At 54.3% G+C, this 25,289-nt stretch carries 27 protein-coding genes; 17 read left to right on the plus strand and 10 right to left on the minus strand.

The features are described 5' to 3' along the window. Positions 1-143 precede the first annotated feature (143 nt). The 5 genes from FRD01_RS22655 to FRD01_RS24535 all read left to right on the plus strand — a co-directional run bounded on the left by FRD01_RS22655 (position 144) and on the right by FRD01_RS24535 (position 2,212). Positions 144-740 carry a type IV toxin-antitoxin system AbiEi family antitoxin domain-containing protein gene (locus FRD01_RS22655; protein ID WP_146963260.1) on the plus strand — a complete coding sequence of 199 codons (597 nt, stop codon included), beginning with the start codon at positions 144-146 and terminating at the stop codon, positions 738-740. A gap of 40 nt (positions 741-780) precedes the next feature. Beyond that, positions 781-1,329: a nucleotidyl transferase AbiEii/AbiGii toxin family protein gene (locus FRD01_RS22660; RefSeq protein WP_146963262.1), complete on the plus strand. Its 549-nt coding sequence runs from the start codon at positions 781-783 to the stop codon at positions 1,327-1,329. A gap of 63 nt (positions 1,330-1,392) precedes the next feature. Continuing rightward, a complete protein-coding gene (locus FRD01_RS22665; RefSeq protein WP_146963264.1) occupies positions 1,393-1,722 on the plus strand; it encodes a VF530 family protein in 330 nt (109 codons plus the stop codon). Then, positions 1,719-2,048: a hypothetical protein gene (locus tag FRD01_RS22670; protein ID WP_146963266.1), complete on the plus strand. Its 330-nt coding sequence runs from the start codon at positions 1,719-1,721 to the stop codon at positions 2,046-2,048. Before FRD01_RS22665 ends, FRD01_RS22670 begins: the two co-directional genes overlap by 4 nt. Further along, a complete protein-coding gene (locus tag FRD01_RS24535; RefSeq protein WP_249755837.1) occupies positions 2,045-2,212 on the plus strand; it encodes a hypothetical protein in 168 nt (55 codons plus the stop codon). The genes FRD01_RS22670 and FRD01_RS24535 overlap by 4 nt, the downstream gene beginning before the upstream one ends. 4 nt (positions 2,213-2,216) lie before the next feature. Here FRD01_RS24535 and FRD01_RS22675 read toward each other — a convergent pair whose 3' ends face one another. After that, positions 2,217-2,699: a hypothetical protein gene (locus tag FRD01_RS22675; protein WP_146963268.1), complete on the minus strand. Its 483-nt coding sequence runs from the start codon at positions 2,697-2,699 to the stop codon at positions 2,217-2,219. Between the two features lie 193 nt (positions 2,700-2,892). Here FRD01_RS22675 and FRD01_RS22680 point away from each other — a divergent pair, with 193 nt between their 5' ends. Further along, a complete protein-coding gene (locus tag FRD01_RS22680; protein ID WP_146963270.1) occupies positions 2,893-3,492 on the plus strand; it encodes a hypothetical protein in 600 nt (199 codons plus the stop codon). Here FRD01_RS22680 and FRD01_RS22685 read toward each other — a convergent pair. After that, complete coding sequence (locus FRD01_RS22685; RefSeq protein ID WP_146963272.1) at positions 3,467-3,919, minus strand: EVE domain-containing protein; 453 nt, start codon at positions 3,917-3,919, stop codon at positions 3,467-3,469. The two genes, FRD01_RS22680 and FRD01_RS22685, sit on opposite strands and share 26 nt — an antisense overlap. A 109-nt stretch (positions 3,920-4,028) precedes the next feature. Here FRD01_RS22685 and FRD01_RS24770 point away from each other — a divergent pair, with 109 nt between their 5' ends. Beyond that, a complete protein-coding gene (locus FRD01_RS24770; protein ID WP_283808674.1) occupies positions 4,029-4,154 on the plus strand; it encodes a hypothetical protein in 126 nt (41 codons plus the stop codon). Between the two features lie 256 nt (positions 4,155-4,410). On the opposite strand, the gene FRD01_RS22690 is transcribed toward FRD01_RS24770, so the two are convergent. After that, positions 4,411-5,547, minus strand: a complete 1,137-nt coding sequence (locus FRD01_RS22690) for a vWA domain-containing protein (RefSeq protein WP_146963274.1) — start codon at positions 5,545-5,547, stop codon at positions 4,411-4,413. Positions 5,548-5,710: 163 nt separating this feature from the next. Between FRD01_RS22690 and FRD01_RS22695 the strand changes: the two genes are divergently transcribed. Then, complete coding sequence (locus tag FRD01_RS22695; RefSeq protein ID WP_146963276.1) at positions 5,711-6,700, plus strand: hypothetical protein; 990 nt, start codon at positions 5,711-5,713, stop codon at positions 6,698-6,700. Positions 6,701-6,712: 12 nt separating this feature from the next. Here FRD01_RS22695 and FRD01_RS22700 read toward each other — a convergent pair whose 3' ends face one another. Then, on the minus strand, positions 6,713-8,863 hold the full coding sequence (locus FRD01_RS22700) for a DUF3160 domain-containing protein (protein WP_249755838.1): 2,151 nt from the start codon (positions 8,861-8,863) through the stop codon (positions 6,713-6,715). 307 nt (positions 8,864-9,170) lie between these two features. Then, positions 9,171-9,521: a hypothetical protein gene (locus FRD01_RS22705; RefSeq protein ID WP_146963280.1), complete on the minus strand. Its 351-nt coding sequence runs from the start codon at positions 9,519-9,521 to the stop codon at positions 9,171-9,173. 324 nt (positions 9,522-9,845) lie between these two features. On the opposite strand from FRD01_RS22705, the gene FRD01_RS22710 reads away from it, so the two are divergent. Then, positions 9,846-10,061, plus strand: coding sequence for a hypothetical protein (locus FRD01_RS22710; protein WP_146963282.1), 216 nt, complete (start codon positions 9,846-9,848; stop codon positions 10,059-10,061). Between the two features lie 81 nt (positions 10,062-10,142). After that, positions 10,143-11,252, plus strand: coding sequence for an ATPase, T2SS/T4P/T4SS family (locus FRD01_RS22715; RefSeq protein ID WP_249755839.1), 1,110 nt, complete (start codon positions 10,143-10,145; stop codon positions 11,250-11,252). 5 nt (positions 11,253-11,257) lie between these two features. Here the strand turns inward: FRD01_RS22715 and FRD01_RS22720 are convergent, their stop codons facing one another. The 3 genes from FRD01_RS22720 to FRD01_RS22730 form a co-directional block, all read right to left on the minus strand. After that, positions 11,258-11,872, minus strand: a complete 615-nt coding sequence (locus tag FRD01_RS22720) for a 2OG-Fe(II) oxygenase (RefSeq protein ID WP_146963286.1) — start codon at positions 11,870-11,872, stop codon at positions 11,258-11,260. Between the two features lie 75 nt (positions 11,873-11,947). Beyond that, positions 11,948-15,463: a hypothetical protein gene (locus FRD01_RS22725; RefSeq protein WP_146963288.1), complete on the minus strand. Its 3,516-nt coding sequence runs from the start codon at positions 15,461-15,463 to the stop codon at positions 11,948-11,950. Positions 15,464-15,509: 46 nt separating this feature from the next. Beyond that, positions 15,510-17,081 carry an energy transducer TonB gene (locus FRD01_RS22730; protein ID WP_146963290.1) on the minus strand — a complete coding sequence of 524 codons (1,572 nt, stop codon included), beginning with the start codon at positions 17,079-17,081 and terminating at the stop codon, positions 15,510-15,512. 164 nt (positions 17,082-17,245) lie between these two features. On the opposite strand from FRD01_RS22730, the gene FRD01_RS22735 reads away from it, so the two are divergent. From FRD01_RS22735 to arr, 5 genes are read left to right on the plus strand one after another with little or no spacing between them, the layout of a single operon-like run. Beyond that, a complete protein-coding gene (locus tag FRD01_RS22735; RefSeq protein WP_146963291.1) occupies positions 17,246-18,070 on the plus strand; it encodes a hypothetical protein in 825 nt (274 codons plus the stop codon). 4 nt (positions 18,071-18,074) lie between these two features. Beyond that, positions 18,075-18,620 carry an OmpA family protein gene (locus FRD01_RS22740; protein WP_249755840.1) on the plus strand — a complete coding sequence of 182 codons (546 nt, stop codon included), beginning with the start codon at positions 18,075-18,077 and terminating at the stop codon, positions 18,618-18,620. A gap of 20 nt (positions 18,621-18,640) precedes the next feature. Next, positions 18,641-18,940 carry a hypothetical protein gene (locus FRD01_RS22745; RefSeq protein ID WP_146963295.1) on the plus strand — a complete coding sequence of 100 codons (300 nt, stop codon included), beginning with the start codon at positions 18,641-18,643 and terminating at the stop codon, positions 18,938-18,940. Beyond that, positions 18,940-19,230, plus strand: coding sequence for a hypothetical protein (locus FRD01_RS22750; RefSeq protein WP_146963297.1), 291 nt, complete (start codon positions 18,940-18,942; stop codon positions 19,228-19,230). The genes FRD01_RS22745 and FRD01_RS22750 overlap by 1 nt, the downstream gene beginning before the upstream one ends. Before the next feature lie 19 nt (positions 19,231-19,249). After that, positions 19,250-19,924: an NAD(+)--rifampin ADP-ribosyltransferase gene (arr, locus tag FRD01_RS24945; RefSeq protein ID WP_146963299.1), complete on the plus strand. Its 675-nt coding sequence runs from the start codon at positions 19,250-19,252 to the stop codon at positions 19,922-19,924. A 7-nt stretch (positions 19,925-19,931) separates the two neighbouring features. Here the strand turns inward: arr and FRD01_RS22760 are convergent, their stop codons facing one another. Continuing rightward, complete coding sequence (locus tag FRD01_RS22760) at positions 19,932-21,275, minus strand: ATP-binding protein (RefSeq protein ID WP_249755841.1); 1,344 nt, start codon at positions 21,273-21,275, stop codon at positions 19,932-19,934. Positions 21,276-21,340: 65 nt separating this feature from the next. Then, the gene (locus FRD01_RS22765) at positions 21,341-22,996 is read right to left on the minus strand and encodes a protein adenylyltransferase SelO (protein WP_146963303.1); all 1,656 of its coding nucleotides are present in this window, start codon (positions 22,994-22,996) and stop codon (positions 21,341-21,343) included. A 349-nt stretch (positions 22,997-23,345) separates the two neighbouring features. Between FRD01_RS22765 and FRD01_RS22770 the strand changes: the two genes are divergently transcribed. Further along, complete coding sequence (locus tag FRD01_RS22770) at positions 23,346-23,837, plus strand: hypothetical protein (protein WP_146963304.1); 492 nt, start codon at positions 23,346-23,348, stop codon at positions 23,835-23,837. A gap of 199 nt (positions 23,838-24,036) precedes the next feature. Next, positions 24,037-25,287 (plus strand): hypothetical protein, encoded by a 1,251-nt coding sequence (locus FRD01_RS22775; protein WP_146963306.1) that lies wholly within the window; start codon positions 24,037-24,039, stop codon positions 25,285-25,287. Positions 25,288-25,289: the final 2 nt, after the last annotated feature.

A 25,289-nucleotide genomic window follows, 5' to 3' on the forward strand; every position in this document is an offset into this window, starting at 1 on the left:
GTCGGCGACCCCATTCCACCTTAGGAAGTGCATGCACTTATTGATAAGTGTTGGCGTTTTCTAAGTGAACAGCCAAGGGAAGGGGTCTTGCAAGTTCTTTACATTTGTTCGTAAGTGTGTAGGATATGCATAGATGGGAGAAGATGAGACACTACGACAAGATAACCGAACTGGCGGCAAACAAGGGAATCATCAGCGCCAGCGATGTTGAAGAGCTGGGGATCTCACGCAACTACCTTTACGCAATGTGCCGCGAAGGACTGCTCGAGAGGAGCTCGCGAGGGCTATATATGCTTGCTGACTCGGACGTGAGCGCACACCACGGTCTTGCTGAGATTTCAAAAAGAATTCCCAGCTCCGTAATCTCACTCATATCCGCTCTTAACTTCCACGAACTCACCACCCAAATCCCGCACGAGGTCTGGTTCTCCATTCCTCGAGACACGTGGCTGCCTGAGATAGACTATCCGCCTATTCAAGTCACAAGAGTTTCAGAGCCTGCCTACTCGTTTGGTGTAGAAGAACATACCATTGGAGGTGTGAGCGTAAGCATCTACTCCCCAGCAAAGACAGTCGCGGATTGTTTTAAATTTCGGAGCAAGGTTGGACTTGATGTGGCTATTGAGGCTCTTCGTTCCGCTTGGGATGCTCGGAAAATCACGGTGGATGAACTTGTCCAAGCCGCTCAAGTCGACCGGGTCTGGACGGTGATTCGCCCCTACGTGGAGGCAACGGTTTGAGCCCTCTCTCGATACGCCATGGAGAGATTCCTATTTTGGTTTGCTACACAATGCAAAGATTCCGATTCAGATCGATATTGGCTTTGGCGACGCAGTAACCCCCGCTCTTGATCAAATTGAGTATCCGACATTGCTGGATGGACAACCTCCCAAACTAAAAGCTTACCCTCGATACACGGTGGTAGCCGAAAAAGTGGAGGCGATGGTTAAACTCGGCTTGGCGAACAGTAGGATGAAGGACTTTTACGATGTTTGGCTTCTTTCGAAGTTGTTTACTTTCGATGGTCAGCTTCTTGCACTGGCTTTCAAAAACACCTTTGAGCGTCGATCAACAACTCTGCCTCTCACAATGCCCACTGCTTTGTCTCCGTCATTCACCGAGGGTTCGCAGAAGTTGGTCCAGTGGAACGCATTTATCAGGAAGGCCAAATCAAAAATCGATGTTCCAGAGTTGTCCGTGGTTGCCGAAGAGATTGCGGCATTCGTGATGCCTGTCTTTGATAGCCTGGGAATGGAGACTACTTTTGAACAGGCCTGGACTTCTGGCGACGGATGGAAAAGGTCCATTCTTGCAACCGAACACTTCTAAAACCTCCTTCGAACGAATCGACGACGCTGTCGCAACGGCGCCATACCGTGGTAACCTTGGCCCATGAATGATGACGAACCGAAAATCGAAGAAGAACTTTTACAGAACGAAGCTGAGCCAGAGGAGTCGGAGGAGTCGGCGGAGCGGACGTATCCAAACGACCCCTTGCACGGGGTAACGCTCAAGGCTCTTCTCACGTCGCTCGTGGAACAATACGGATGGGAGACGCTCGCCAATGCGGTACCTATCCGTTGTTTCGAAGAGAACCCTTCAATCTCTTCGAGCCTGAAGTTCTTGCGAAAAACACCTTGGGCTCGTGAGAAGGTGGAGCAGATGTACATCACAGGGGACGTGAGGCCGGCGTGGAAACGTCGAGGGCGGTCTAAGAGATGACTCCGGCAGAATTCGCGTGGGCCTTGGTCGCCGGTCACGGCCGCGCGCTTCAGTACATCAAGGAGCACGGCGATTCGCGCCCAGAAATCCGGGCAGCGCTGATGAATGCGTGCACGTCGTGCCCCTCCTTCGACCCACAGGTGGACCCTCGATGGCGTTGGGTGGCGGAGATGATTCTGCACACAGCTAGCCCTGACGACTACTTGAGCGAGATACACCGCCAGGCTCCACCGCGCTTCAAACTCGTGCCCGTCACGTCATTCCTGTATCCGAGGACGAGCTTGACGTGCATCACGATCTCGCGTTTTCAAGTGTGGAGGCAATGAAGGAGTCCAAGCACCCAAGTCTTGTGCCGCTAGCCGAGTGGGTAATCCATTTCAACCCCTGCTGCATGTGCCGTGAAGGTGCAATTGAGTTTCTTGCTGGCGTGGGCTCGCTGACACCGGAGCTCGCAACTGAGTCTCAGTACGATGCGGTCAGATTCGACTAACGACCTATCTGGGCGAGTTGGTGACGAGTGTGACAGTTTCACCGAGCTCGAAGCTTTGTGAGACACACTCCGAAGCTGTGGCCTCGTCATCGCTAAGACTGTAGCACCATTCCACGGTGTAAAATCCGGCTTCCGCGATTGTTCGGGGCACACAGTCGTCAGTTCGCTCACCGTAGATATACCCCGCCCAAGTAGCTCTGCGCTCCGCTTCGGCGGCGAGCTCCTCGAGCATCGGAGGCTCGCCCGGTAAACACTCCCCGCAGAGGTCTGGCTCGCAGGGGTAGTTCCACGAAAAGAAGTCGCGTTCTGCGGTGCCAACTTTGATGAGGAATGTGCCGGTGTAGACCGGTTGGTCGTTCGCGTTTTGTAAGACGAATTCTGTGGCTGTCGGCATCGCTTCGTTGTTGGAATTGTTGCCCGACTTCTCAGCGTCGTCGCTGCACCCAACCAACATTGCCAATAGGAATGGTGGAATGAATTTCTGCATGCTCTCCTCAGTTTGGGCTAAAAAACGAGGGTCTCATGAACTTGATTTTCGGGCAAATGGCGACGTCCTCACGAGTTTTGCCGGGATGAGATACGTTGTTCGCAGAGCCGTCCACCCAGCCGATATTGCCGGTTTGAGTGGTGGATGTTAGCCAGACCATGAGACGCTAACGCGCGACTTGGTAGGTATTGGGATGAACTTTGCGGCCGAGGGAAATCCGGACGCGATGATTGAAGAGACACTGGTCCACGCGTCTTCGGTGGGAATGGATGACGATGACTTACGCGTGTTAGCCGTGCTCACTACGTGGGTGGGCGTACACCATGCGTACGTTAACGCAGACAGGTTAGTGCGCTGCGTTTCGGAACACGCATCGGAGAGGGTCCATGCGTATTGGGCTGCGGTTGCTGACTGGCTAGAGAAGGACCGTCGTTTCGCGCGTCTTCAAAAACACTACAGAGGTCTACCGATTGATGTCTTGCCTGTGGGGACTGACTTTCAGTTGGCTCGGCGAGGCGAAGATCCACGTTTTGTAGGCACGTCACTTCGAGTTCCCGCAGGGACCCTGCGTGATCGAGAGGCAGATGTGTTGACTCCCGACGCGCTCGTTCGTCGGCACAAGGTATATCGAACTCGAGTACTTATGGGTCCGACCTGGCGGGCTGACGCATGGGCGGTACTTGAGGACCAGCCAGACATCAACGTGGCGGAGGTGGCGCGCCGCGCGCGATGTTCTTTCGCGACGGCATGGCGCGTTGTGCAGGACTTCAGGCTTCTGCATCAGACGAGGTGAGGAGCTGCCATTGAGCCTCTGTGACGCGCGAGACGCTCAGTCGTGGTTGTCCGAGGACCTCAAGGTCCGAAAGTGCCTCATTGTCTTTCATGGAATCTAGGGTCACGGGTTGGTCGAGCTCACGTTCGAACGCGATGTCCACGGCATACCACCTGGGTTTCTTCTCGGTTGCCTTGGCATCAAAGTAGTCCGATTCAGGGTCAAATTGCAGTGGGTCTGGATACGGGTCGGAAACCACTTTTGCGATTCCGACGACGGCTGGATTTCGGCCAGAATGGTAAAAGAGCACAAGGTCGTCAGGAACGCATTCCTGCAAACGATTGCGGGCGCCGTAGTTGCGAATACTATCCCAACGGGTCGTCTCCGACTTCTTCAGGTCTTCGAGTGAGAATTCGTCCGGTTCAGTCTTAAAGAGCCAGTAAGCCATTTTTTCTCCATGATTCAGCTGTGCGCTGGCACTATACGAGCAAATTCCTCGAATCCGAATAGCTCATGGAGAGCCGATTGTTTTACTTAATCGGCTCAAGAATTTGCTTTTGTTGAGCCGATTAGGTGCTGCCCAGGCTAACTCGTTGGCTGGCCGCCTCGATGGTGTGGAGGAAACGCAGAGGCAAATGGCACTCATCGACTTGATGGTCACCGAGGCGGGAGTCGTTCGCTGAGCCATTGACCAAGGAGTTGTTGTGCCAGTGGCACGACTTGGTGATGACGGATGACGTTGTGCGGGAACGTGTGGTGGTGGGCGATTGGCGCGACGATGAAATGCAGATTGTCTCGGGACCGATTGGGCGCGAGAGGATTCACTTCCAAGCGCCTCCGCCTGAAAGGGTGTTCGAAGGCAACAGCGACCCGAGACCTGGGCGAACTCGTGGAATTGGGTATTTTCCAACAACTGCCCGCTGGTGGCCGAAGTACAAGCTACGAGTTGGTCTTGGAATAGAGTCGTGCCCTGGTCCCCGTTAATATCGACACAACTGTACGCTCAGGGTCAAAGCGTTCATCCTCGGGCCGTCCATAATAGCGCGCGTCCTGCTCTACTAGGATTTGGATTTGCATTAGGCGAGGGTCGTAGGGGAGCTCGGCCACACGAGTCACAAAATCCATGAGGATCGTTTGGGCCTGCGCGTAGCGCTTTTTAGTTTCAAGCCATTGGGCCTTTTCTCTCAATTCCAAAGCCTCTATGAATAGAGCGCCCGCGAGCGTATCCATGCACGTAACCTCAGGCTCGGCGTCCTCGGCTCTGAGTGAGAGTGTGGCAATGGTCTGTGAGTTACTGGACGCCACGCGAACCTTGATTTCTACCTCTTGGCCAATCTCCATAGCGGGTACATCGAGTCGAAAGAGAAGTTCGATCTTCTCCTTCGCCCAAGGGTCCCCAAGCACTAGCGTTGGGTTTTTGGGGTATCGGGAAGCCGGGAAGCTAGAGAGCAGCTCGGCGTGGACGTGGTCCGGTAGTTCGAGCTCCGCTCTCAGGTTTTCCGTGCCGACATCGACCGATGCCTCGAGCAGCTCAGCGAGCCCATCCCCTATCTGGTTGAGACTAATAGTGGAAGTCACCACACCCTTCGGTCCACCACTTCTGCATGCTTCGAGTCTCTCAAGTTCTTTCGGAGCGCCGACGAGCCCATCGCTGATAATAACCACGCGCTTGATTTGATTCCAGGAGGTCATGATTTGCGAACAGGCCTCCGTCCATGCGCTGGTTAGACAGGTGTAGCCATGAGCCTGAAGCCCCTTGATTTCCGCAATCGCCGAGTTGATGCCTTTGAGACCTACCTCTTGGAGCTTCGCGATCCACACGGGTGTGGTTGAAAAGGCGATGATCCCGAACTCGTCGTCTATCCTCAGACGACTCAGTGTCTGCACCAGGGCTGCTTTGACGCGCTCCAGGTTTTCGCCTTCCATGGACCGCGATGTGTCCACCACAAAGACTACGCTCAAGGGCGGCCTTTGCTTTCCTTTGCTCGACCCGGTCTGTACGCTAAGACGCAGATAGCGCGTTTGCGCTTTGCCTGCCTGAATTCCTTCCCTATCCGCACTAAAGGTGACTTTCATGGGGACTCCTCGTCGCACCAACGCATGGCTTCAGGCCATGGAGTGCGAGATATGTAGAGTAGCGGAGAGTGCGGCACGTTATGTGCCGGGTATGCAGAATTGACCGCGGAACCCATTGTTTGAAGAGAGTTTGGTGATATGTTGGGGGCAGACAAGGAGGTGCATGAAACTCGAGTGGATGCCATTTTTCTGGGATGTTCGTCCCATTTTCGCCCCAAATATTCAGGTGATTTTCAAGGTGCCACGCGGCCCTGACGAGACGTCAGACAGGCTTTTCTTCGGGATGTTTTTGATACCCCATGGAGAGGACCGCTACGAGGTCGCCCGGGCGTTTCTGAGTTCACCTGACGTCTTTTACGCCGCAACGCATCTGGAACCCGAGCTCAGCCGGTTTGGGTTTCCCGAGCAGACATTCGAGTGCCGGGAGCGTTGGCACCATCGGATGTTGCGCCGCGTGGTGGTGCCGGAAAAGGTCAAAGATTGGGAGCAGGGGACGGCTGCGCGGCCTCCAAGAGTGTCATTCAACGAATTGAGCCTTCCGGTCTGGGGGGCTCGATTCGAAGTGGTGTTAGAGACGTCGAACGCGACTTATCTCTACCCTGAAAACGCCATCGCGGTGGAACGTATGCCGTGGCGAGAAGCCGTCCGGTTCGGCTCGCCTGCTCAGCACGAACTAGCCTTTCGCATCTACGATCATCTTGAAAGCAATGGTCTGAGCGTGTTGTCGTTCATTCGAGCCGCCTTGAATCCCGAAAAATGTGCCTTTCGTGTGTGGCGACAGATTCACTTTTTGACCGGGCTCTTGCGTGGTTTAGATGTTTACCATTCAAGCGCGCATATGATGGTCAGAGATTTGTCAGGTATCAACGTCAGGGCTTTTGCGGAATTGTTCGAGAGTGGGGCGCCAAGTACGGACTTTGAGCCCTACATCGTGGTTCGAATCGGTGAGGAGACCGGTAGAATCCGCACGGATGCAAAGGGGTTTGCGAATCTTCTTGCAACTGCGCGTTCAAAGCCAGAGGCCGAATGGGGCTACGCTCAGGCTTCGAGATTCTTGATAGAGCATTGGGGTAAGGAGAATGAAGGTCTCTACTTCACCAACAAAAGTCCGTGCAGGTTTGCGGAGGATGTGCCTCCGAGTTTCATCACGTGACTCTCAAACGCCTTAAGGTACCCAATTGGGTTCAGCGGGTGTGCCGGAAGAGATTTGTGGTGCCCATTCTGTGTCCGTTAGTCGCTCGAAGTTTTCGGTGATTTTTTCGAAGTAGCTTGAGCCTAGGCCGACGTAGGCGCGGGGACCTTCACAGGTTTCGACGGTGACAACCATGGCGTGTGCGTTCCCGGTGCCTACGTGGAGGACACGACCGACCGTGTTGCCGGCGGCATCGGTGGGTTGCGTGTGCACGTCCGCAATCGTCGGGTCAAACTTGACGGAGTCCTCGTCGAAGAAGAGCTGCGGATACCAACCTGTGGCCCATTCCGGGTCTTCTGTGCATCCGTACTCGAGCACCACGGCCTGGTTGATCCACGCGACGTCTTCCTCGGCATGCGGCATGCCGGTCTCCTGTGCTACGGCCATGGCGTGGAGTCGGTCCGCGGCGTACTCAAGCTTGTCAAAGTAGGTGGTGTAGCGGTCATCAAATCCGGCGACCGCGACTTTGCCTTTCTGTGCAAAATTGCGGATTTTCTCAAATACCAATGGGTTCGGCTCCACGTAGACATCGGGGTACTCGCACGCGGCTCCGCCCGTGTACGACTGCTTGGTGTAGAGGAGCGTATCGTGCCGGAGCTCTGCCCAGCTCGCCATTTGCGCAGTCAGGAGACGGCGGCCCCAAGCCTCGGTTTGCGCCACTGCTGGTGCGGCTGCGTTGGGCGTGGCGGTTGGAGAGAGTGCGCGAATCGCGTCGAGCCAGCCGTTGTAGAGGTTGGCGTTCCAATAATCTTCATCGTGAAGGTCCACGAGGACGCGCATTGCGTTCAAATCGTGCTGGTAGCCGTACTCACGAAGCTCAGAATCAAGGAGCTGTGCCGCCTGGTCGTTGCCAAAGACGGAGAACGCAACGTCCAGAGGGTTCGGCATCATGCGCTTGACCGTGCCTGAAGCGACGCGGTCAAAGACCACGTTAGAGAAGACGTGCGAGTCCACCACATAGCGCTGGCTCATCAGTGTGAATGCGTGTGATAGCGGCTTTGTAGTGCCTTCGATTCCGTTGATCATGAAGTGACTGGAAATACGCTGCGCGCCAAACCGTTGCTTCTGTATGACCGTGGCAATCTCCTCATCGGTCATGTTTGTGACGTCTGTTGGAGAAGCTGCACCGAGCGCCGTCAGCAACGCCGGCACCTCGCTCAATATCAACGCATCCGGCTCGCCCACAAAGAGCCCAACAGTGTCCTCGATGAGTTGGTGTTGAGCCGAACTCTGTGTGTCCATGAGGTTTGCCATGGCAATCACGTTGTAGAATTGCCGCCGCCTGAATTCGAGTTGGTTCTGCTCATTGGGCTCAAGCATTCGGAAATCGAGCCGACTAAGCCACATCATCGCGCGGAAGTATCGCTCCAGGTTCGGGTTATCGGTGTAGTGTCCACGAGGCTCAAATTGCGACCAATCCATGAGGCGCTTCGAACCAAAAATCGTAATCTCTTCAGCGCCTTCGGCGGCCAGAGCTTTGGCTACCATCTCGTCTACGAGGGTCTGGCTCGCGCCGGCAATCGCGGGGCGAGGCGTTGTGTCCAGTAGAGTTCCGGCGACGGCGAGGTAGAGGTCGAGGTCGGTAATCTGTTCCGGCGTAAATCCTTCGGCGCCTCCATCTGCCAGTCGCGCACGCATCGCGTCGATGAGGTCCGTCATTGCTGGAATCAGCTCGGTGAGTTCGATTCCCTTGAGAATCGCATCATATGACCGGTGAACGGCGTGAAGGATTGAATCCGCGCTCACAAAAATGGGCAGGTCCTCCAGGTAGATGGTGGCGTAACCGTACGTAAACGTGGGGAATTGCTGTTCGGTCCGCACGAACCCGTCGGCGGCCAGTCTGGCCTTCTCGTCTTGACTCAGGGCGAGCGAGGAGTTGTCGATAAGATCGAGGAACATCGCGTCTTCGGGGTTGTACCCAAGCGACGTCTCGAAGGCTGGCGTATAGGTCCCGAGGAACTCGTCCACCGACCAGTTTTCGCTGACCTCAATCAGCGCCTTTACTTCGTTGTAGTCGGCAGGAACCTCTGTTGAGGGCTCGACGACCACGCCGGGTTCGGTGTCTTTTGGAACTTCTGCGTTACACGCAGAGAGCAAGAGGGCTGCAAGGAGGAGCTTTTTCATGAATTCACCCAATGAGGAGTCAAGGCCCAGAGTGTCTCCAAGTTTCGTGCCTGATTCAAGGATGCCGCGGAATGTCGCAGCCAGCTTGGTGTTTGGCGGTTTAGACGGCTTAGAATGACGCAGCAGGATGACAGTTATCTGATGGAGACCGCAGAAATCTGATGGTTTTCGCGTTCTCAGAAAGCCGCGCATCTGCCAGAATGGCCATTATGAAATACCTGTTTATCTTATCCATTATCGCACTGGGATGCGCCAGTACTCGAGCCGAAGCGAAGGACCCTTCCGAAGTTGAGAAGAACACGTGTGGTTAGGGCCAGTGCCGTGTTTTCGCCGCTTCCAAGAAAGCCGAGCACGGATTGAGCCCGCTTGCAGCGGCGAAGCGGCCATCAGCCGAGAGTTTCACCGGCCGCGACATTCCTCGCCGATAGCTCCTGCCGTCTTGGCCAAGTCCCAGGGGACCCTTGAATTCAAAGGTGTGTTTGTTGCCCGGATTCATTCCCTCGGGTGGGTCGTTTGGATGACCAGCGACTCGTGTCCACTGCGAGTCCTGGCGCAAATCGCACGTCCAAAAACCCTCGGTGGTTAAAACTGCTGCATATCTTTTGGCGCAACCAAACCTCGGATTGGGGCTCGTCAGGTAGCTCAGATGACCCCTCATTGGATCTTGACGACCCTGATGGGGCGGGGCCGGAGATTCTAACCCATAATAACCTCGAAAGTGGCCTCTCGTATCAGATTGGCGTGTATTACTACTTGGATAAGGACTTGGGGCCGTCATTTGCTACCGTGCGCATATTCATCAACGGTGTTGAGACAAACGTCTATTCCAATGAGGAAATGGCAGGTACTGGAATGTTCTGGCGGCTAGGTGCTATTTCTTGGCCTAGTGGAGTAGTCACTACGCTAAACCAAAAGCAGCAAGGTTTCCCTGGTTCACCCTGAGTTCAACCCGTCGGGTAGCGTCAACTTGGATCCTGAGCGGTTGACACCGCCCTCTCACCGCGATCTCTTTGCCCCACTCATCGACGATGCTCTGGCATCGTCTGCGTCGCGCGGCGTCGACCTCGTGCTCTATTGCTCCAAAGCAAGGTTCTCGTTCGGTGTCAGGCAAGGCACGTGGGGTTTTCGTTGGTTCCAAGAGTGGAAGTTCCAAGAGTGGAAGTTCCAAGAGTGGAAGTTCCAACATTGGAAGTTCTAACAGCGGGGCTATCTCAAAAAGTTCAGCACGCTGTTGACTATTGGTGTTCATTAGTGTTCAATGATTGTCATGAGTATCTATATGACATTTGAAGAAGCCGCGGAATTCCTGAACACTTCTCGAAGCACACTCTATCGTTGGCTGCGCGAGGAAAGGGTTCCTGCCCACAAAATGGGACGGCAGTGGCGTTTCCTTCGCGACGAGCTTGAAGCGTTCAGTCGAGGGGACGTGCCAATGAACAATCTTTCGGAGCTCGCAAAGCTATTGCGCGACCGAAATCAAGAGGAGGACGAGATGCAGATGACACACCCAAGTGAGATTTCGAACGGGCTAATTTGGGACGCACTGGACCATGGGGCTTCCGTGATTCACATCGACCCCAAGGGTAGCAGTCACCAAGTGCGCTACCGCACTGATAAGGGGCTTGAGACACTCTTTGAGCTGCCCGCGCTTACCTTTGAGTCGCTGGATTCCGAGTGGACGAAGAGCTCGAAGCCAGTACGCGGAGACCTCAAGAGGCGGCTTTTTCTGGAGCGCGACCAGAAAGGGAAGACCGACCGAGTTCAGGTGCGCTACCAGAAACTCGAGACGCTCGCCGGCTCCCGCGTGGTGCTGCGCCTGCTGCCTGAGAACACTTTCGCGATGGAGGTCGATGTGATCGCGCCTGAAGCCGAGGACGCTCAAACACTGCGGAAATGGATGAACGCAACTCATGGGCTGGTTCTGATATCCGGCCGCTCCGGTTCGGGCAAGACGACCACGGCTTATGTGTGTTTGAATGAGCTTGCTCAAGCCAAAGATAAGGTCATTTTCACTATCGAAGACCCGATTGGGACGTACATTCCGGATGTGAATCAGCTCGAAGTCGACTTGAACGATGAGCGGGCCTATCGCGAGGCGTTCTCCGCGGTTTTTGATAGTGACGTCGACGTGCTCTTCATCTCTTCGACCATTGCGTCTCGTCACCGCCAGACCATGTGGCGAAGCGCGTTGAGCGCAGCGGAGTCTGGTCACCTTGTCTTTGTGCAGATGGAGGCGGACTCTGCGGAAGACGCTGTCGCGCGAATGCGTGCTGAAGTTGACGGTCCTTTGGACGACGTTTTGGTGGGCGCCGTGTGGCAGGAGCTCGTCGAGAAGAAGGGCGGTGGCCGAAAGGCGCGCTACGAGTTTTTCGAAGGACCGAGCAGATAGTCCGTTCAGGGATAGAACCACGCGGTTAGGGCTGCTCGAGGCGCGTGGGTAGGCAGCACCTGGTGGTCCAAGACTTCGCTTAAGAAGACCACTAAACGGTCAGCAACGGGTTCGATATCTTCGACCTTTTCGTCGGCGAAGAACACCCGTAACTGACCGCCATGAGTCGGCTCCCAGTGCACATTCGGATAGTAGATTGCGGTCAGAGTTCGGCTGCTCTTGCCGTGAAACGCGTCGCGGTGACGGTCGTAATGAGCACCATTTCCGCTGTAGAGTGCGACTTGTGTGTCAAAGCGTTTGAGACCCATCCAGCAATGCTCGTTGGCCGCCGTTCGGACTCCCTCGAAGAGTGCCGTGACGCGCGAGAATTCGTGTGCGTTGGTCTCGTCCACCCAAGTGATGAGGTCTTGGCGTATGGCCGCATCTTGGCGAAGGTTGCCAGATCTTCCTACACCAGCATGTTTTAGGTTTCCGTCTTGGGCGAGTTTGAGAACGGTGTTGAAGGTAGAAGCGGCCGTGCCAAGACCTAAGACGGAGTCGAAAATCAGTACGCCGCCGTCGCCAAGCAGCTGCACCATCTCATCGGTCCAAGGACACCAATCCACTTGCGCACTTATCATAAGCCTCCATCGCCCGAATTTTTCAGGGTCGAACGCATTATGGAAGCCATCATTTTTGCGTTTGGTCAAGCGCGTTTAGGCGTCAATTTTCGCGAGGCAAAGCTGTGAAATTGCATAGCTAGCTCCCCACAACTCGTGGGGTTCCAAGTCGTCCCCGGTAGAGGGGTCGAGCGCTGCGTCCAGAATTTGGTGGACAATGGGCAGCGAGATCTGGCTTTGAAAGTTATTGTGAATCATCTGAGCGAATTTAAGTTTGGTCAGAGCCGAAGCGTCTCTGAGTGCTGCGTTCAAGTACGCGGAGGCGATTCTCCTCAAGTTTTCGTGGCTATGAGCAAGGCAGTCGACAATGGCTTGAGGCCCCGTTTCCTCCACATGTTCTTCGTCCCAGATGCCGCTCAGAATTTGAAGGTCTTCGACTGTATCAGCCATATCCCCCTGTTCACTGCACCAAAGTAGCATTACCTCGACCTGATGCCGTCTGTAGTAGAGCGGCGAAGCAAACTCCGAAACCCCACGTCCGAGCTTCGTTGCCTCCTCTTGGGTCAGGGCCGAGGCCAAGTCGCCCGCACCTAGCCAAAGCGTCAGGCTAGTTCCCGGAGTGAGTTCGGACTTTGCGAATTCTCGCAGGGTCTCCAAACGCTTCGGTCCACGCACAGCCACCTGCAGGTGTTGAAATGGGGTGCGCTCCTTTGGCGGGGTCGATTGGCTAGTCTGCGCAGCAAGGGCGTCCTCCACCAAGGCAGACAACCACTCCTTGTCGCCTGGGTTGCGGCTATATGCCTCGAGATGGCGCTTGAGGACATTTGCAGCTCCGGGGATTGGGTCCAGCTCGCGCAAGATGTGTGCATAAACCCAGACAAGCTCGAAATGCTTTGCAGAGCGAAGCGCCTTCATCAGACTCTTTGTGTCTGGATCGAGCACCCAGCAATGCTGAAGTACGCGTGCCTGTCGCATGAGGATGTTTCCCTCGGAGGTAGACCCTAAGCTCCAGTAGATGTCCCTTGTGTTGAAGTCTTTGCGAATCTCAAACGACTTTGAAATCAAACTAACCAAGAGTTTAAACGGTAGGGCGACAAAGAGGTCGATATCGTAGAAAAAACCACAAAAATCTTCAGCTTTTGATTCACCCACCAGTTTGGAAAAAACGCGCAAGTGCCGCTCTCCAAGAGCCTGTATGATGCCGCGATCGATCGGACAATCTTGGCGGGCAAAATGAAGTCCACGCAGCGTATTTGTGCACGTCTTTTCGATGAGTTCGACGCGTTGCTTTGGACTAAATCCAGGGTGATACCAAATGATTTGCGTGAGGTGAGGGGGAGGGGACCAATAGTCTCCGTTGGCGTCAAACCACCGCATGGCTCGGGTTGCGTCAAGTTTGAGCAGTTCGGCGGCTGCCAACGCGTCCCAGGGGCGTCTTTGACGCCACGCGACAGAGTTTAAGAGTTCGATGTCAGCTTCCTCGCGACCGGAGAGAAATGCTTCTTCCACCTGAGCATCGAGACTTTTTTCAGGAAATAGTGAGTCTTCTTCGGGTTCCTCAGGGGTCCACTTCGTGAGCCCATCGTCATACCAAAGGCGCCGGGGACCGTGGATCTGAGTGGGTTTCCCTTCTGCGGCAAGGTCTAATTTGCAATGCGTCACAAATGACCGAATGGCGGTGTCAACGGCTACTTTGAGCTCCTTTGAGAGGTTAGGTGCGGTGGAGTAGAGCTCGTAGCCAATGACGCGATGTGACTGCGATAAGGCGATGAGTTTTCGCGCGATTCTCTCTCCGGAAGTGCGTGTGACATAAACCACATGTTTGTTGATATCGAGTGCATTGATGAGCGCACTCATGGCGTGTTCGCCATTTTCCAAAGAAAGACAGGTTTGTGCCATGGTTCCCATCTGCGCCGCCATCAGATAGGAAGTCTCGGTTGAGATTGTCAGTCTTTCGCCCAGAACCGCAACATCTGTCCTAAATCCTTCGGCCCAGAGTTCTAGACGTTCCCCGAGAGGGCTGGCCTTCATCCATGCTGCATTCAGGGGTAGGTCTCGAGCTGGCGTCTTCGTGATTGAGGCGCACAAAAAATCACGAAAGAGTGTTGGGTCGAGTTCTGCGTTCTGGGACACTGCAAGGGCGAGTCGAAGCTCCTCGGTGAGCTCCGAGGTGTTGAGAGTTTGGCCAGTTATCTGCTCAATCAGCTCACAGGTCGCCATGTCCAAAACTCTGTTCAAACTTCTGGCTTTAAGCTCCTCTATGCTTCTACGGATAAGATTCTTAGCCCGCTTGCGGGCCTTCAGGCGATCCGGCTGACCCAGAATCTTGAGAAGGTTTTTCGACGGGCACTCACTTTCGCCAGCAAGCGAGCGAAAGTGCAGATATTCGTTTAGAAGATCTTCGTTTTCAGGGGTGTTGCCGAGCTGCTCGAGCAGTGACAAGTCGGCATGTTTGCCAACGGTCTCCCAACGGTTCAAAGCCCTCTTGATGGGAGAACCCTGGCCGGTAGCATTGGAGAGCGCGTGAAGGCGCGCAGCCAGAAGAGGTCCCGATTCCTGACTTCTAAGAGACCGGGTAAGGGCAAGGGTTTGTTCAGGGGCACTCCCAGACTCGAAGAGTCTTCGCAACCAGCCGGACTCAAGATCCAACTTCTCCAAGAGATCTTTGTCCAGTTGCATCAGGAAGGAGAGGTACTTCTCTAGTGTATTCTCGTCCTGGCGGAGACCGAGGCTGTCTTGATGCAGGGAGGGTGTCTCGGCTACAAAGTTCAGGTGTCTGGCGCTAAGAGTGGACTTTAGGAGTCGGGGTCCAAACCACACGGTCAAGAGGGAAGTGTGTTGTCTCAAGACGGGCCAGATCTCTGCGAGCCTCGCCGATGGAATCTCGCTAAGGATTGAGTTGAGCGATTTCACGTGCGACCAGTCGAATTGGTTGAGGCCCGGGAGTGAAATGCCGGGGTGGTGCAGGGGGATCGTGACTAGACGGTCGGCGCTCTCGGGGATGTCATCGCTAAAGATGCTCTCGAGGATGTTTCGTGAAGTATCGATGCCGAAGATCAGAGAAACTCGAACTAGAAAACGCGCAATCCAATCGAGCTCCTCGGAGATTTGGCGTACTTTAGCGTCAACCTTGTGGTCGTTGTTGAAAACTCGGGACAGCGTCTTGAGAGACTGGTCCAAGCCAGACTCGTCAAGGAGCGTGAGTTGAGAGTTTTCTCTATCCTTGTGTGCGATTTTTAGAACGTCGAGTGAGTCTTCAATCTGGCCAAGCAGAGCCCCAATATCCACGTTATGGTAGCGTTTTAGAGGTGCTGTTCCAGCCTCGATGAGTTTTGGCAGTTCCTTGCTTGTCTTGAGAACTTTAAGTTGATAGCTCCAGCGCCCAAGTCGCCCACCATCCACTTTCAGGACTTCTCGTGCACCTACCAAACTTCCCAGTCTTTGCGCGTCTGGCAGTGTTTTTTGTCTGAGCGCCAGAGCCAGTTGGCTAAGGTCTTCCTTTAGGGCAGGTTGGCTGAGCAGCCAAAGTTCACCTTGAAAGAAGGGCACACCTTGTGACCTTCCAAGGTGTGCGAGGTGGCTCGCTAATTCTTCGGCAATTCCGTTCTTCATTTGTCCAATCTTATTGGGCCAGAAAGGCAATAGCCAGGGTTGATGGTCAGTACTGTATTGGCGAGACCTTGATTTTCAAGGTTCCAGTGACCGTGTTTGGAGCGTAGGGGCAGGAAAACTTTGCCTGGCTCAAAATGGGTTGAGCACACTTGCCGAAGTCCTGCAGTTCGTCCGGCCACGTTACCTCGATGCTCTTTGTGTTTCCTTGTGTATCAATCACAAATGCAACTCGGACGTCTTGCTCGGTTTCTGTCAGGTTCTTGGTGCAGCTTCTCAATGCCTCGTAGCTAAGGGCGTTGGTTCCTAAAGCGCTAGCGTATGGGTCGTCACCGCTGAAATCGGCCAAGTATGCGGAGCGATTAAAATTGTCCACCCTTTCAGAGGAAAGAAATTTGTTGGACGAACCCGGGTAATAGTTGATGTATGCAGACATCCGGCGTTCTTGGCCTGGGCCGAAGTTGACCTTGCGTGCGATGGCATCGCATTCACATGCGAAATTGGTCCTCGGTAGGTGGTCTGGCAGCGATGCCTCGCAACGCACTACCTCGCCTGCAGCATTGACTTCAAGCAGATGCCGCATACCCCACCAGTCTCGCCAGGTCTTGGCCTCCTGTGCGCATTGAGAGAAGTCTGAAACTACGGCATCAAAGGCAGCGCGGGAGTACGTTTCACCCCATTCACCGCTAAATTCTGCGTCGCGCACCATGATTCCCGGTGAATCTTGTGCGAGTGTACCAAGGATTCCCAAGCCATCATTCTTAGGCTTTTCCAGCGGCATTTTGGTAAACGTGGCGTTGGCAATTTGCGCCGCCCAGGTATCAACGTCACCGTCGAGTTCCAGCGTCCATTTGGAGCGCGCTCGGTCAAAGTAGTCGCGACCTTTAGCTTTGGTCTCTGCGTCGCGAAGCGTCACGGTGAGCACGCATTTCTCGGTGCATCGGATTCCAATCTCGGCGCCCACTGCGTCTGGGTTCAAGGCGCGCATCGCGAGTGCAGGAGAGGGCGGATCGAAGCATTGGCCCTCTTTTACGTAATTCCCTTGAGCCACCCGCGTCCATTCGTTCAATAGATCCGTGTAGGGTGACGCCGAGTCATGAATTGGGCGGAAAGGCCCGAACTCGCCCAGCTTCAAGGCCAGTGCGTCACCAGCAGCCACGAGCTCGTCGTGAAATACCACGCGGCCGTATACCTTGAGTGAGTCCATCAATAAGGGCTCAGCGTCCTCCACGCTTCGGCTTTGTGCCGGAGTTGCGACCGTTTCCGGAGTGAGAGCAGGCTCGGCACCCCTCGTGGACGCAGAACAGGAGAGTGCAAATAGTGCCAGTGTGACCAAGAACGTCTGCATAGTTGAGTCCAAATCGGTTAAGATTTTGCGAAGATGAGGTATCCCTTCAAGGGTCAAGAGGCCATCTCCCCACGATACCTTGAGTTCATCGAAACGTTGCGAGGCCAAGAGTCTATCGCCTTTGAATAGATAGAGGCAAGGTGCAGGAACCGAGGCCAAATTTCCGGAGAGGAGTCTTCCGTAAAAATCTTCTGGATCCATGGGTTCGAAGGTCTGATTGGCGAATTCCTCAGATGCACCGAATCCGGTGTCGTTCTCTTTCCACAACTTCATCGAAAAACCGTGAGGAAAGGCTGTGGTGGAGCAACTCAGCGAGACCCCGAGGTGCTAAGGATTCTGGACTTCGCAAGTGAAGGGCGGCAAACCGCTACAACGTGCCGAGTGTCGCGATGCGACACAAGGTTTATCGCAGTGATTTTTTCAGATACTATCCGAGGATGAAACGAATCTTTTTGGTGGTCCTATTCTTGGTGGGGTGCGCCAGTACTCCTCCCGAACCTGAAACAACTCAGATTGCCGAGGCGCCGGTGGTCGTCGCGAGCGAGCCAAAACCGCCGGCTGAACCGGTGTCTACGAGCAAGTGGCCTGAACATTTCAAGATGACCGTCGCTCTTGAAGTGGAAGCTGGTGGGTTCAAGGCGCAAACATGCGAGTGGAAACTCGACTTCGTGCGCGAAGGCTCGTTCTATTGGGTACGTGGCGAGGAAACATATCCTGAGCTGGTGCCCGCGAGCACACTTGACGAGTACAAAGACAGTTTAATCAAGCTTACCTGCTTGTGGTTACCGACCAAGGTAGATGCTGAGAGTTTATTAGTTATTGAAAGGGCGCCTTTTCCAGCATCTGATATTGAACCGCGAGAAAGTCTGATGGCCTTTCATCGATTGCTGATGTCAGAGGAGGAAGCCATGGACGCCGCGCAAAGAGATCTTGATGCGGTATTTCAGCGCGTGACGATCAACATGGACTTGTTTTCGTCCAATTCGTTTCCGTTGCCGTTCCTAAACGAATTGAGCGAAGGAGAGAGTCGAGATCTGGATGGCAATCGTTTCACCTTCGTTGGAGAGCAAGACGAGGTCAGTGGAAACGCATGTCGGACCACGAAATTTGAAATGTTTGGTTCCTACCAGGGGCGAGATGTGGTGATTGATCACTGCTTCTCTGAGGAGTTCTACTTCAACCTTTTGACATCAGTAAACTTGCCCAAAGCGAGCGGTGTTGAGACTAGATCATTCAGGGTCGTGGATGTGGTCGTCGAGTAGAACAATGCATGTCCCATCAATTTCAATTCTGGTTTTATCTGTTGGGATTTCTCTCGTGAGCTGCAAGGCTGATGAGAAGGAAGCCGCGCCGGCGAGTCACGCTAGGTTAGAAGCTGTGCCGGCTAGCGCTACGCCTCCTCGTCCGGCGGTCGACGAGAGTGAGGAAGTTAAGATTGACGCGCATTGCGAGATGATCTCTCGTGACCCTGAAATGTTGGGGCGAGTACGTGTAGACGAGGGCCAAGTCCTCGTGGAAAGTCCGTCTCTTTTTGAGGATGGGACTGCTAAGATTCCCGTGGGTGCTTACGGACTGCTCAACGAGGTGTCGTATCAGATTTGCAAGACTCCTGAGATACGTCTCTTGGAGATTGGAGTTCATACGAGCACTCGGGGCTCCAGCGCGTTCAATGAGCGTCTAAGTCAAGATCGTGCTGACGCGCTGATGGAGTATCTTTCAGATTTCATCGAACCTAGTCGGCTTCAGGCCAAAGGATACGGCGAGTCAGAAGGGGTATCCGAGGGTTTCTATGAGTTTCGAATTGTTCAATAGCAGTCAACTGAGGCGCATGAATGAGCTCTAACGATTCAGAACAGAGCAAAAAAGTTGGTGTTCAGGTGTTTTGGCCAATCCTGCTGGTGGTTTTTCTGGCCCTTCTCGTTTTTCTCGTCATGAGTCGCCCTTGTGAGTGGTTTCGGCTCCGCATTATCGTCTTTAGTTCGGACTATGGTTGGACGGATACGGTATCAGCTCCTTTTGGAAAGGAGTGCGCGGTTTGGTCCCAAGAAAATCCGATGTGGGCCATGGAGGGGGATTTTGACGCGCTCGGAAATCGGAAGAACAACGACATTATTCCTCTGGTAACGTTTTGATGAAGTCGCGATTTAACAAAATAGAGCTTGCGCTCCTCGGTGTCTCGACGGTGTTGGCGATCTTCCTAGTTGCCCAGCTCTTTCGCCCTTGCGAGGTCTTCCGCATTAGGACCGTCGTGAGTTGGGAGGAGTTTGGTTGGTGGAACACTGGCGTGAACTTCGATCCTGACAACGGATGTGTGTGCTATCAATACGACCGTGACGACCCACTGGTGCTCAAGGAGGGGGATGTGGCCCCTAAGCCATATGAGGAAGTTAGGCCTCCGGATGATGAGGTCCTGATTTGGTAGCATTTTTGACGGGAGGGTTATGAAAGACCAAGAATCTTTGTGTTTTTACGGGACGCGAGTTGACCTTTCTCCGGGGGAAGAGATTCGTCCTGATGGAGGCGAACTATTTTGTACGCGAGAGCTGGATGCCGCGATTTGGGCGGCCGAGCTTGCCGACGGTGAAGGGCTTCCACGCGTGTTTCGGGTGGCTCCGAAGGGGAGTTTAGTGGACTTATCCGAGTCGCCGGATTTTCAGCGCCCTCCACATCCGTCAATGACTTTGCGCACGACCGAGCCACTAGTGGTGCTCGGAGAAGTTACGTCCTGGAACTTCTACCACGGGACCAAGGCGGATTTGCGGCCTGGAGACTTGATTGCGCCGGGCTTTGCGGCCAACCATGGCCCCACGGCACGGTTGGCAAACTACGTCTATTTTACCAAAACCCTGGACGCATCCATTTGGGGAGCCGAGCTGGCGGTAGGTGAGGGTCCTGGACGCATCTATATCGTTGAACCCATCGGTGAATACGAGGATGATCCGAACCTCACGAATATGAAGTTTAAGGGAAATCCAACCAAGTCATTCCGGTCCAAGGATGCCCTGCGCGTGGTGGCCGAGGTAGCTGAATGGACGGGCCACGACGCCTCCGTAGTTCAGTTGATGAAAGAAGGGCTTCAACGCCTCGCAGAAGCAGGTGTGGAGCCTGAAGATTGATCTCGATTCATCTCGTTAGCTGGTCGACCCAGTCCATGGTGATTTCAGTGACAATCTCCTCCGGTATCTCGCTAAAGTATTCTTTGAAGACTGCGAGGGGCTTGCCGCTCTTAAACCAATCCGGGACAGGCATGCCCACGTAGGGTTTGCCGTGATCTTTTGGTTTTTGAGGACGGAAGCCGTCGGTGTACGTGATGTCTCCGTTGAGCTCGTAGCCCCAGCCTTGCACTTTGGCGCGTCTGAAAACTTCGACGACATGGGCGGTGCTCGTTTCTTGAGCGATTTTCCTGAGGTGCTCGAGGTGTTCAGCGGGAATCTCAACACCCTCTCGTTCGGCTAGTCCTCGGATGACTTCGTCCAGAACCCAGGGTTCTGGATCGTCGAGTTTGAAAATCATATCGATGCGCCCGGGCCGGCGCAGAGCTTGAGGAAGGGTTTCGTGATCATTCGATGTCATGAGGATGTATGGGACATCACAATGGCCTTCTTCAAAGAGAGAGAGCTTGGATTCGAGATTGTAGGAAATCCGATCGATATCATCCACGATCACCATCTCGGGGTCGAGCATCTGCAAGAGCATCTTCCACTCGCTCGCCGCAACATTGCTGAGGTATTCGGAGGTCAGGATCAATGTTCTGGACGAAAGGCGGCGCGCAGCTTCGCGGCAGAGGGTAGACTTTCCGGTGCCAGGTTTTCCTTGGAAGAGGATGTTGCGTCTCAAGCCCTGAGCTCGAAAGTGGTCGAGTTCCTCAATCAAAGACGAGTTACCAAGGTAGGGAGAGTCGCTGAGGTCGACGGGACTTATGGACTCGCGGTTATCAACGACGTCTAGAAGTAGGGCGGTTTCTTTGCCCCAGAAGTACGCTCGCACTCCCTCAAACACTCTCTTGAGTGCTACCGAATCAGCTGGGAGGTAGACGGTTCCAAAGCTCGTATCTTCCAAGGGCTGGCGATCTCCCGAGCAGATGAATGATGCCCCGTTTGGCAATACAATTCGCACAAGCTGGGACTTCTGGAATTTGTACGCGAGCTCACGGGGTAGATTCCAGATGAGTTCGTTCCAGAGTCGGAATTGCCGCGATTCAGAGACCTCAAATCCGTGGTCGAGGCACCATTGGAATTCGGTTTCCCAGGTGCGGTTTTCCAAAGTTCTGTCGAGGAGGCGAGCACCCATTCCAAACCAAGACCCGGGATTCGTGGGACTAAATCCTGAGGTCATATCCGAGAGTTCCTCTAGCGACTCTCTTAAATCCTCAATGTGTACCCGGGCATGTTCAGGGATGCGTACTTCGCGAGTAAGCAGGCGGCTTGTAATGGCGAGTGCGGCTCCAATTCCTATTGCGTGCAACATGTACTTCTCCATGGGTTGGTGACCATATTAAGTACCCTTGGGTGCGGCACGTTTCGTGCCGAGTGTCACGATGAGCAGCTATAATGAGAAACGCCACCCAAGCGGTTGTATTCCGCTGGACGTTTTTGAGAACTTAAGTGGGCCAACTCGCTCGTTTGTTCGACGTAGGGGTCTTGGAAAAGGGCTTGAAGTTCCCTGACTCGGGAGTAGTCACCACGCTCTGCCATTTCGTACGCCGGAGCCACCAGCCATTCTCGCCACGTATACTTTGGATTGACGCGGCTCATTTTCGATTTGAGTGCGCCCGCATCTTGAGATTCTTCCTTGATCCTTGCCCGCCATTGCTCAAGCCAAGACCTGCAGTCCTCGGTATTCTGGGCGGATTGCAGCTGAAAACTCTCTTCCAAAGGCTCGATGCTTTCGGGGATCTCCGAGAGCGCACTAAAGAACATGGTGTAGTCGGCCTTGGACTTTTGCATCAAATTGATCAGGCTCGAAAAAAGGTCGGCATCGAACCGATCTAAGCCCAATTTGTTGGCCCACATCTGGCTGAGTTCGCGTTGCATATCGGCGGCAAAGAGTTGCTGAATCTGGTCCAGTTTTGCCAGGTGTTCATCGCTTTGAAGCAGGGGCCTTAGCGCGCTACAGAACGACTGGTAGTTCTTTTCGGCAGCTGCCGGCTGATTGAGGAACGAATAGTGTTGCCCTCCGCCGGTCCATGGCTGAAACCATGGGTCAAACGTTTCGCAAAAGCCAAACGGGCCGTAGTCGAGCGTGAACCCTCCAACCGCGCAGTTGTCGCTGTTGAAGTTTCCCTGACAATACCCAACACGAATCCAGTTTGCGACCAATGCCGTGAGGCGTTGGCGGAAGTGCTTTGCGAGTTCCAAAACCTGCTCAACAAACGGGAGCCCTTGGTCGATATCATCGGCATATTCGCGCTCGATGGCATGGGCCACTATCATTCGCAACTCTTCTTGGGCTTGAGGATGCGCGTTGCTCCGCGCGCGCCGGGCAAACAATTCGAGCTGGCCCACGCGCAAAAAGGAGGATGCCACGCGGGTCGAGATTGCAACTCGGTGAGGTTTCATGATGTCGGGTTCGAATGACTTTGAGCCTTCGGTGTACCACGGGCGCATCACCGACTCGGCGGTAGAGGCGTAGAGCGCAAGGGACCGGGATGTCGGGACCCCAAGCGCGTGCATGAACTCTTGAGCCAAGAACTCGCGGATGCTCGAGCGTAGGACCGCGCGGCCATCACCGCCACGGCAATAGGGCGTGGGTCCGCCGCCCTTGAGCTGAAGTTCCCATCGCTTGCCATTGTGGACGACCTCGGCCACAGAAATCGCGCGTCCGTCTCCGTAGCCGTTGCCAGTCCGGAAGGGGCATTGCTGCGTGTATTCGGTTCCGTAGATGGAGAGCGCGTAGCCGGTGGCCCAGCCGGTGGGCTTAAACGGGTCAGGCGCCTCTGAGAGGTCTCCCGAGAAGATGGCCCGGAACTGCGGATCCTGAGCTAGCTCGTCGTTTAACCCGAGCTCTTGGAAGAGGCTATGGCTGTGGCTCACATACTCTGGTGCGGCGATAGGAGTGGGTGCCACAGGTACAAAATGCCCCGACGTTACTTCGCGTGGTTGGTGGTCACGACCATCGGGCGCTGAATCTGGGGCCGCGTTGAGTCGCGAGGTAAACGAGAAATCGATCTTTTCCAATAGCTCTTGCATGCTTCACATTCTCGGTTTGTGACATAAGCCTTGAACTGCTTATGGGACAAGGAGCAGAGTACATCCCTATAAAATTCCCGCAATTCTCAAGGAGCGCAATTCGCAAGGCCTCTAAGGGGCCGTGAAAAGGCATAGTGTTACAGGAAGTCCAACATCTGCTGCCACGTAGAGGTAGTAGGTGTATCTCACGGTCAAACCCGTTGTTTTCGGACGCGGGATATGCCCCCAAGGCCTCAGAATTCACCCAGTTTGCCCCTAGGGCCAACCCGGTTGGGAAAAAACCGTTCATGAAGTTGTTTGGCTGGTCGATATCCCAGTTTGAGACCCCATCGGGCACTAGAGACGATGCATGGCAGCACACGCAGGCGGTGGATTTGATCTGAGACTTCACCCAATCGAGTTCTTGAACGTACTCGGGATCCTCGAGTCTAGCGTCCTCCTTTTCCGCGTCTTCCGGACGTGGGTAAGCGTAGTAGGGCCGCTGCGTTCGGACCACCTCGCAAGAGGCGTAGTCTTGAAAGTTTCGTCCCTCTTCCGTGGCCCCGCTGATGAGCTGCCAGGTGCAAACTTGCCCGTTGGGGCCGTTTCCGGGAGCTTCGTCTCCGATGGGATCCACGCAGATCAATTCCGGTGGAATGAAGACGTTGACATCAACAGGTGTTTCCTCCTCATCGCATCGAGATGTCGGCTCCCAGATTCCTTTCGCCAGCACGTCGCAACCGAGTTTTGCAAACCTGCATCCTTCCGCATCACCGTACGCAAAGAGAACGGAGTCTCCGATACCCTCGGTCGTGATAATGCACGTGCCGATGAGCTCGTCGGTACCGCAAACACCCGGTGAGAGAGAGCCTCTTCAGGCCAGTCTCCAAAATACTCTCGGCTTCGGCAGTGGCAACCCCGGTTGCCAATTCGTCCTCAAGTGTCGAGCCAGATGGCTAACTCGCCTTCCATACGAACTGGCGGAGGGCACTAAAAACCGTGCTCACCCCTGTGGCATGATATTCGCAAAAGACGAGGACGAATCTCAAAAGAGGATAAGCATGAAAACGTTTTGGTTCCCATTTCTACTTTCGACCTCAGCTCTGATTGCTTGTGGCGACGTTGAGAACTCTTCGGCAAAGGGAGAAGAAGAGAGCGCGCTCATCGATGGTAAAGAAGACAGTTTCTTCAGGCCAACGCAACACGGAGACCTCAGCTTTGGGCTCGAGAACCGCGCTACGGTCACGGCCGACGAGGTTTTTCATGCTTGGGAATTCACACTGACTGATGCTTCTTCCATTGAGTTGAAGACGGTCTTGGGAACGCGCAATCTTGACACTGTGATGTATCTCTATCGTCGCGACTCCTCGGAGGAGACTTGGGGACGCTACATCAAGAAGAACGATGACCATCAAGGCGAGATCTGGTCTCAAATCGATGGGGAATTTGAGGCTGGCCAGTACAGGGTCATCGTAAAGCCTTTCAAGACCAAGATGACCGGAAGCTTCCATGTTGCTGCCACGTGCGAAGGCGCTGGCTGCCCGGGTGCCGTTGGCGCCTGTGAGCCGGATGCTGGATTGCCCGCTGAAACCGGGTACGGTGCTTCGTGCGCAGCTCCAATTTTTGAAGTCTTGTCGACTGAGGTGCAGTCTTCCAATCAGTTCAGTGTGTCCTTGACCGAGAAATGCAACTTGCCATCTTTGGCTCAAAACGCTGTGAACCATTACATTGCGTATTGGGATGAAGTTGCAGGATTCGAAGAGCTTTTCGGCTACGACGGAGAAATCCAGCTGAATATCGAGACGACCACCTTTGAAAAGGGGCAGCTCATCTGGATTGATACCGGCGGAGACGAAGACGGGATGAATCTTGTCTACGATGCGCAAGGGATGCTCTTGGCATTGCACCAATCTAACCAGAGCCCTGATGACCGGTTCTTCTGCAAAGAGAACCAAGATGAAGAGCTCGAGATACCCACTTGCTTTTCGGAGTCACTTCACACCTTTAAGGAGGTCAGTGAAGATGGCGAATTCCTTCAGGGTGTAACATCCGTCGAGAGTGTCAATCAGGGCGAAGGTTTTGTTCCAGAATACGTGGCCCTTGCGGTCAAAGCCTATGCTCGCCAACACGGGTTGATTGATGGGTCCATCAAGTTCATCAGCACGATCAACACTGGCGAATACAGTACGGGGGCCGACGTCGAAGTCTGGGACTTTGAAGGAGTGCTTCCACATGAGCGCTTCCTCTACGCAGACGAGAGGATCTTGATGCAGTCGGGAGAAGCAGGCGTTCAGTACGTCTGTGAGCGCTGAGA

The sequence above is a fragment of the Microvenator marinus genome (assembly GCF_007993755.1).
Classification (GTDB): Bacteria; Myxococcota_A; Bradymonadia; order Bradymonadales; family Bradymonadaceae; genus Allomicrovenator; species Allomicrovenator marinus.

What these genes read in the sequence shown, in the direction of transcription:
- FRD01_RS22655 (WP_146963260.1), top strand. Translation starts at nt 144, where the DNA reads ATGAGACACTACGACAAGATAACCGAACTGGCGGCAAACAAGGGAATC.
- FRD01_RS22665 (WP_146963264.1), top strand. Translation starts at nt 1,393, where the DNA reads ATGAATGATGACGAACCGAAAATCGAAGAAGAACTTTTACAGAACGAA.
- FRD01_RS22670 (WP_146963266.1), top strand. Translation starts at nt 1,719, where the DNA reads ATGACTCCGGCAGAATTCGCGTGGGCCTTGGTCGCCGGTCACGGCCGC.
- FRD01_RS24535 (WP_249755837.1), top strand. Translation starts at nt 2,045, where the DNA reads ATGAAGGAGTCCAAGCACCCAAGTCTTGTGCCGCTAGCCGAGTGGGTA.
- FRD01_RS22675 (WP_146963268.1), bottom strand. Translation starts at nt 2,699, where the DNA reads ATGCAGAAATTCATTCCACCATTCCTATTGGCAATGTTGGTTGGGTGC.
- FRD01_RS22680 (WP_146963270.1), top strand. Translation starts at nt 2,893, where the DNA reads ATGAACTTTGCGGCCGAGGGAAATCCGGACGCGATGATTGAAGAGACA.
- FRD01_RS22685 (WP_146963272.1), bottom strand. Translation starts at nt 3,919, where the DNA reads ATGGCTTACTGGCTCTTTAAGACTGAACCGGACGAATTCTCACTCGAA.
- FRD01_RS22690 (WP_146963274.1), bottom strand. Translation starts at nt 5,547, where the DNA reads ATGAAAGTCACCTTTAGTGCGGATAGGGAAGGAATTCAGGCAGGCAAA.
- FRD01_RS22695 (WP_146963276.1), top strand. Translation starts at nt 5,711, where the DNA reads ATGAAACTCGAGTGGATGCCATTTTTCTGGGATGTTCGTCCCATTTTC.
- FRD01_RS22700 (WP_249755838.1), bottom strand. Translation starts at nt 8,863, where the DNA reads ATGAAAAAGCTCCTCCTTGCAGCCCTCTTGCTCTCTGCGTGTAACGCA.
- FRD01_RS22705 (WP_146963280.1), bottom strand. Translation starts at nt 9,521, where the DNA reads ATGAGGGGTCATCTGAGCTACCTGACGAGCCCCAATCCGAGGTTTGGT.
- FRD01_RS22715 (WP_249755839.1), top strand. Translation starts at nt 10,143, where the DNA reads ATGACATTTGAAGAAGCCGCGGAATTCCTGAACACTTCTCGAAGCACA.
- FRD01_RS22720 (WP_146963286.1), bottom strand. Translation starts at nt 11,872, where the DNA reads ATGATAAGTGCGCAAGTGGATTGGTGTCCTTGGACCGATGAGATGGTG.
- FRD01_RS22725 (WP_146963288.1), bottom strand. Translation starts at nt 15,463, where the DNA reads ATGAAGAACGGAATTGCCGAAGAATTAGCGAGCCACCTCGCACACCTT.
- FRD01_RS22730 (WP_146963290.1), bottom strand. Translation starts at nt 17,081, where the DNA reads ATGAAGTTGTGGAAAGAGAACGACACCGGATTCGGTGCATCTGAGGAA.
- FRD01_RS22735 (WP_146963291.1), top strand. Translation starts at nt 17,246, where the DNA reads ATGAAACGAATCTTTTTGGTGGTCCTATTCTTGGTGGGGTGCGCCAGT.
- FRD01_RS22740 (WP_249755840.1), top strand. Translation starts at nt 18,075, where the DNA reads ATGCATGTCCCATCAATTTCAATTCTGGTTTTATCTGTTGGGATTTCT.
- FRD01_RS22745 (WP_146963295.1), top strand. Translation starts at nt 18,641, where the DNA reads ATGAGCTCTAACGATTCAGAACAGAGCAAAAAAGTTGGTGTTCAGGTG.
- FRD01_RS22750 (WP_146963297.1), top strand. Translation starts at nt 18,940, where the DNA reads ATGAAGTCGCGATTTAACAAAATAGAGCTTGCGCTCCTCGGTGTCTCG.
- arr (WP_146963299.1), top strand. Translation starts at nt 19,250, where the DNA reads ATGAAAGACCAAGAATCTTTGTGTTTTTACGGGACGCGAGTTGACCTT.
- FRD01_RS22760 (WP_249755841.1), bottom strand. Translation starts at nt 21,275, where the DNA reads ATGTTGCACGCAATAGGAATTGGAGCCGCACTCGCCATTACAAGCCGC.
- FRD01_RS22765 (WP_146963303.1), bottom strand. Translation starts at nt 22,996, where the DNA reads ATGCAAGAGCTATTGGAAAAGATCGATTTCTCGTTTACCTCGCGACTC.
- FRD01_RS22770 (WP_146963304.1), top strand. Translation starts at nt 23,346, where the DNA reads ATGGCAGCACACGCAGGCGGTGGATTTGATCTGAGACTTCACCCAATC.
- FRD01_RS22775 (WP_146963306.1), top strand. Translation starts at nt 24,037, where the DNA reads ATGAAAACGTTTTGGTTCCCATTTCTACTTTCGACCTCAGCTCTGATT.